The sequence below is a fragment of the Bacillus sp. H1a genome, from assembly GCF_000633475.1.
Taxonomy (GTDB): Bacteria; Bacillota; Bacilli; order Bacillales; family Bacillaceae_G; genus Bacillus_A; species Bacillus_A paramycoides.
The window spans coordinates 1-4,309 of record NZ_AYMH01000137.1; the positions used below are offsets into that span (position 1 = coordinate 1).

6 protein-coding genes are annotated in these 4,309 nt (G+C 32.5%); all 6 read left to right on the plus strand.

The genetic code is table 11. The features are described 5' to 3' along the window. Positions 1-741, plus strand: a 741-nt coding sequence (locus U860_RS32515; RefSeq protein ID WP_025151451.1) for a CdiA family toxin C-terminal domain-containing protein, incomplete at its 5' end; no start/stop codon positions are given. 23 nt (positions 742-764) lie between these two features. Then, complete coding sequence (locus U860_RS0130630; protein WP_025151452.1) at positions 765-1,133, plus strand: hypothetical protein; 369 nt, start codon at positions 765-767, stop codon at positions 1,131-1,133. A 730-nt stretch (positions 1,134-1,863) separates the two neighbouring features. Further along, positions 1,864-2,313, plus strand: a complete 450-nt coding sequence (locus U860_RS0130635; RefSeq protein WP_025151453.1) for an SUKH-3 domain-containing protein — start codon at positions 1,864-1,866, stop codon at positions 2,311-2,313. Between the two features lie 771 nt (positions 2,314-3,084). Further along, positions 3,085-3,381 (plus strand): WXG100 family type VII secretion target, encoded by a 297-nt coding sequence (locus tag U860_RS0130645; protein ID WP_025151455.1) that lies wholly within the window; start codon positions 3,085-3,087, stop codon positions 3,379-3,381. A 247-nt stretch (positions 3,382-3,628) separates the two neighbouring features. After that, entirely contained in the window at positions 3,629-3,805 is a 177-nt protein-coding gene (locus U860_RS36745; RefSeq protein ID WP_240184514.1) for a hypothetical protein, read from the plus strand. A gap of 117 nt (positions 3,806-3,922) precedes the next feature. Next, the coding region (locus U860_RS0130655) for a DUF5082 family protein (protein ID WP_025151457.1) at positions 3,923-4,309 on the plus strand (387 nt) is incomplete at its 3' end.

Here is a 4,309-nt window from a genome sequence, read left to right on the forward strand (position 1 = left end):
GTTGGTAAGTTGGAAGAAGTAGCGGCATTCATGAATAAGTTGCCGAATAGTATGAAGAATGTCGTGGAGAAGATTAAAAATATTGAGATCCGGGATTTATTCCCTGAACCTTCGGCAGCTGACGTTGGGAGTGTAGGAGAAAGAAAAACACTTGGAGAGTTATTTTCTGTTGCTAAGAGTGAAACTAAGGGGCAAGCGCAAAATGCGAACCGGTTATCTGGGGAGAAACTTTCTGCAGAGGGGTCAGGTAAAGCTAGTTGGAAATTAGGAAAACCAATGAGTGAACTTACACATACAATTTCACCTGATGCAAAAACACACCTAATTGCTGAAAATAAACCAATTAGTGGTAAAAAGGGAGTTTTAGGAACACATAATTCTGATGAATTTTATAACAAACTAAAGTCTACAGGTAAAGATATCAACAATATGATAGATCCTAAGAATATTGTATATAATAAAGATTTTCCAGGATTACAGACTATAGAATACAAAATACCAAAAGGTGATGGAAAAGAAGGGTTCTTAGATGAATATAAGATCATAAAATCTCCTCAAACAGTTTATGATCCTTCAAAATATGGTAATGAGGAAATGTATCAGTGGGGCTTGGAAGCAATGACAAATGGATATTTAGAAGGGTACTTGATTTGTGGTGAAGCATCAAACGGAATGAAGTTTATGGGGTATTTTAGGAATGGAGAAATTACAAACTTCCACCCAGTAACAAGTTTTGATTAAGATATATCGTTAGGAGAATGTTTATGAACGAGAAAAAGATTATGGATGATGAATGGAATAAGAATTTTATTAGAGGGATTTTTATTAATAAATCAAGAATAGTAAAATGTATAAATGTAATTTTAACAAAAGAAGAAGTTATTTTTGATGATGTTTGTATGATAGCTACTTACGGTACCTATGATGATGGTGATTCTGAAAGATGTGAGATGGATGAGGTTGTATTAAGCATGGAATTTCCCGGTTACCCAGAAGAGATATCATGTTTAAAATATAAAGAGTTTTTTAAAGTAATAGAGTATGGCTTAGAAGAGAAGATTTCAAGATTTGAGGAGTCAGAAAAAGAAGAAATCTTAAGGGAACTTGAAAAAGCAAGGAGTTTAATTGGATAGTTTTTAGTTTAGATTAAAAATATTAAAGTTAGAAATCTCAATGCAAAAGTTTAATTAAGCTAACTACAATATACTAAAAATTGAGTTCAAATGCATAAGTACTTTGAATTGAATATTTCTAAATAAACTGGAAAGATTCAAATACTTACTGCATAATTAAGCAGTGAGTAGGGGGAAAGGGGGCAGAATGGTAGATAAAATTAAAAAGTGATTTAAAGTTGATGAAACTAAAAAATAGTTTTAAAATACTCTGCCACTTAATCACCTTTTGCTCTAAACTAAAGATGTAATGAATAGAAAAAATAGATTTATATTATAACTAAGAATAGAACCAATGTTTCTAATGGAAGAAGCGTTGGTTCTATTTTTATGCGAAAAATTGAAAGGAGTAATAACAATCTATTAAATAATTGAAGATTCTAAGATAAGTCCAATTGAGAATGATAAGTGCCCTAAAACAATTGAAGGCTATGTTGGTGACATTTAAGCTTTCGTAGAATTTTTAGCAACTAAAGAAGTTGATTTTAATGATAATCTAGAAAAATGCTACGTAACTACTCAATAATTGTGCAGAAGTTTGGAGCGCAAGAGATGCAATATTAAAAGGCGCAAGATATGATAATTTTATCGTTAGAACGGAAAACTTACCAGGTGGATTTGCTAAACCTTGTAAGACTTGTAGAAGAACGTTTTTTGATTTCTATAATATTGATAACTAGGAGGAATGAAAATGGAAATATCAAATAAGACAATAGAAGAATTAAAAAAAGCGGGATGGTACGAGGGGAGAAAAATAGACATATCAGAAAATGTAAAGTTTCTTGAAGAAAGAGGCTTTGAAGTTTTTGAAAGTGCAAAAAAGTTTATGGAGGAGTTTGGAGAACTACGAATCAATGTTGAAAAGATTCGACCAAATGGATCTAAGAAAATATCTGAACATACCACTTGCATTAAGGAAGTGATAGGTGTGTTAGATAGTTCGTGTTTTGGTTTAGAGGATTATATTGATGAGAAAGTTATTCCTGTAGGTTCACTAACTGATTTCGGGCTAAATTTATATATATCAGAATCAGGAAGACTATTTAAATCAATAGGATGGGTAGGAGATAATATTATGGAGGCATTGGATAATATTATTCTTGCAAAAGGAACAGTGATTTGGGATAAATTTGAAGGATAATAATATTTTTCAATGCAAAATTATGTCCTAACTTACTGCATAATTCTAATGAAACAGTGAGTAGGTGGAAGAGTAATAGATAAAAATTAAAAAGTGATTTTAAGTTGATGGAACTGAAAAATAGTTTTAAAATATCTTGTCACTTAATCATCTTTTGCTCTAAATGAAAGATGTAATGAAAAGAAAAAATAGATTTATATTATAACTAAGAATAGAACCAATGTTTCTAATGGAAGAAGCGTTGGTTCTATTTTTATGTAAAGAAGTTGGAGGATTAATAATAATGTATCTGAATGTAGAAAGAAAAACAGACATGACCATATACAAACGTAAAACTAGTTAGAGAAAATCTGGATTCAAGGCTGCAGCCAGCAGGAGCTTTTGATGCATCTGTAGCAAATAATCAGTGGCTTGAGAAAAAAACAGCACCGTTTTTTGAAAACTTGAATTTGAAGAGTGGTTCGAAGGATTTAGAATTAAAAGAATTTACTAAGGGTACGGGTGAAGGTAAAAAAGGAAATATGGAAGACTTTAACCCAAAAACAGCTACAAATAAGCAAAAAGGTAATTATGGTGAAATAAAATCAAGTGACAATTTATTAAACAATCAAAGTTTAATGTTTATATTATCGCTTCTTCTTTTGATGTGTCATTTAAGACACGTGTGTATATAATAAGGGGCAAAGAAAGAAACTCGCTTGGTCTAAGATTTAATATAATTTTAAAATTATATTATCCGTAAGGATAGTTAAAAACCAAGGAGATGATTTTATGGGAGGAGCTATTAAAGTCACACCCGAACAACTAAAATCTCAGGCGAAAATTTATCAAACTGCCTCTTCACAAATTGAAGACGCTATTCGTAAAGTGAATTCTATGAATTCAACGATTGCCCAAGAATGGCAGGGGGAAGCTTTTCGAGCTTACTTGGAGCAATACAAACAGCTTGAAGGTAATGTGAAACAAATGGAAAATTTATTACAAAGTATTCATACGCAGTTGACCAAATATGCAGATACTGTCGCAGACCGTGATCGTCAGGATGCAAGTTCTTTTGGCTTAAATTAGATTTTTAAAAAAGGTGTCCGTGCAACTCATTGTGCTGACACCTCTTTTAATTTATCTGATCGGGCGTGATGCTCTGATTCCACAAGAAATTATTGGACGAGCGCAAATCAAACTAGACGAGCCACATGAAGTTTAAATTCATTAACCAATTCATGGATAAAGCGATATTGATCGATTGAATAATTTAGAACAAGAGATTACACAGATAAATCAGCAATGGAAGGGCACAAGTTCTATCAAGATTCCGATGTTATCTAAAACGATCTCTATGCATAATTTTTATACAAATCAACAGGTACAAGAGATGTTAGATAATCTACAATTACCACTTGCCCTAAATGAGGAAACCACAAATGTCGCAGGTTTTGTACCAGAAAAACATGGTTATTTAAAGAAATCAGTAGTTGCTTTGAAGATGCGTTAGTAACAGTCCTTGCAGTTAATTATTTCTATACTGATAGTTTCTTTTATTCGATGAACTCTGATGTAAAACCAAAAGATAGTCTTGGTGGGGAACTAGATTCTGAGGAGGGAAAACATTATGGCTCAAGAGGAAGATAAAGCCAAAGAAGCTGCACGAAAAGCGGATATCCATGCAAGTGTTGATCGATTTAAGGCAAGTTATGATAGTAAAATGGCTAGTCACAGGGCAAATGCCCAAAAGTTAGAGCGCTTAAAAGCCGCAAAGAGATCTTTACAGGGAGAACTTCATCATTTTGATTCTTATAAGAAAGAGTTTACCAATTTAGGCACGAGTCTAACAACAAGCCAGTTCAAAGGAGCACGTCGTAAGAAATTTGATGAGAAATTAAAAGAAATTGTGACAGCACTTGATGCAGATAAAGAGAAGCACAATGAAAAGCTAAACGCGATGAATAATAAAATCATTCTATTAGAAATGGATCAGTCTATAATAGGTGACGCTATT

What these genes read in the sequence shown, in the direction of transcription:
- U860_RS0130630 (WP_025151452.1), top strand. Translation starts at nt 765, where the DNA reads ATGAACGAGAAAAAGATTATGGATGATGAATGGAATAAGAATTTTATT.
- U860_RS0130635 (WP_025151453.1), top strand. Translation starts at nt 1,864, where the DNA reads ATGGAAATATCAAATAAGACAATAGAAGAATTAAAAAAAGCGGGATGG.
- U860_RS0130645 (WP_025151455.1), top strand. Translation starts at nt 3,085, where the DNA reads ATGGGAGGAGCTATTAAAGTCACACCCGAACAACTAAAATCTCAGGCG.
- U860_RS36745 (WP_240184514.1), top strand. Translation starts at nt 3,629, where the DNA reads ATGTTATCTAAAACGATCTCTATGCATAATTTTTATACAAATCAACAG.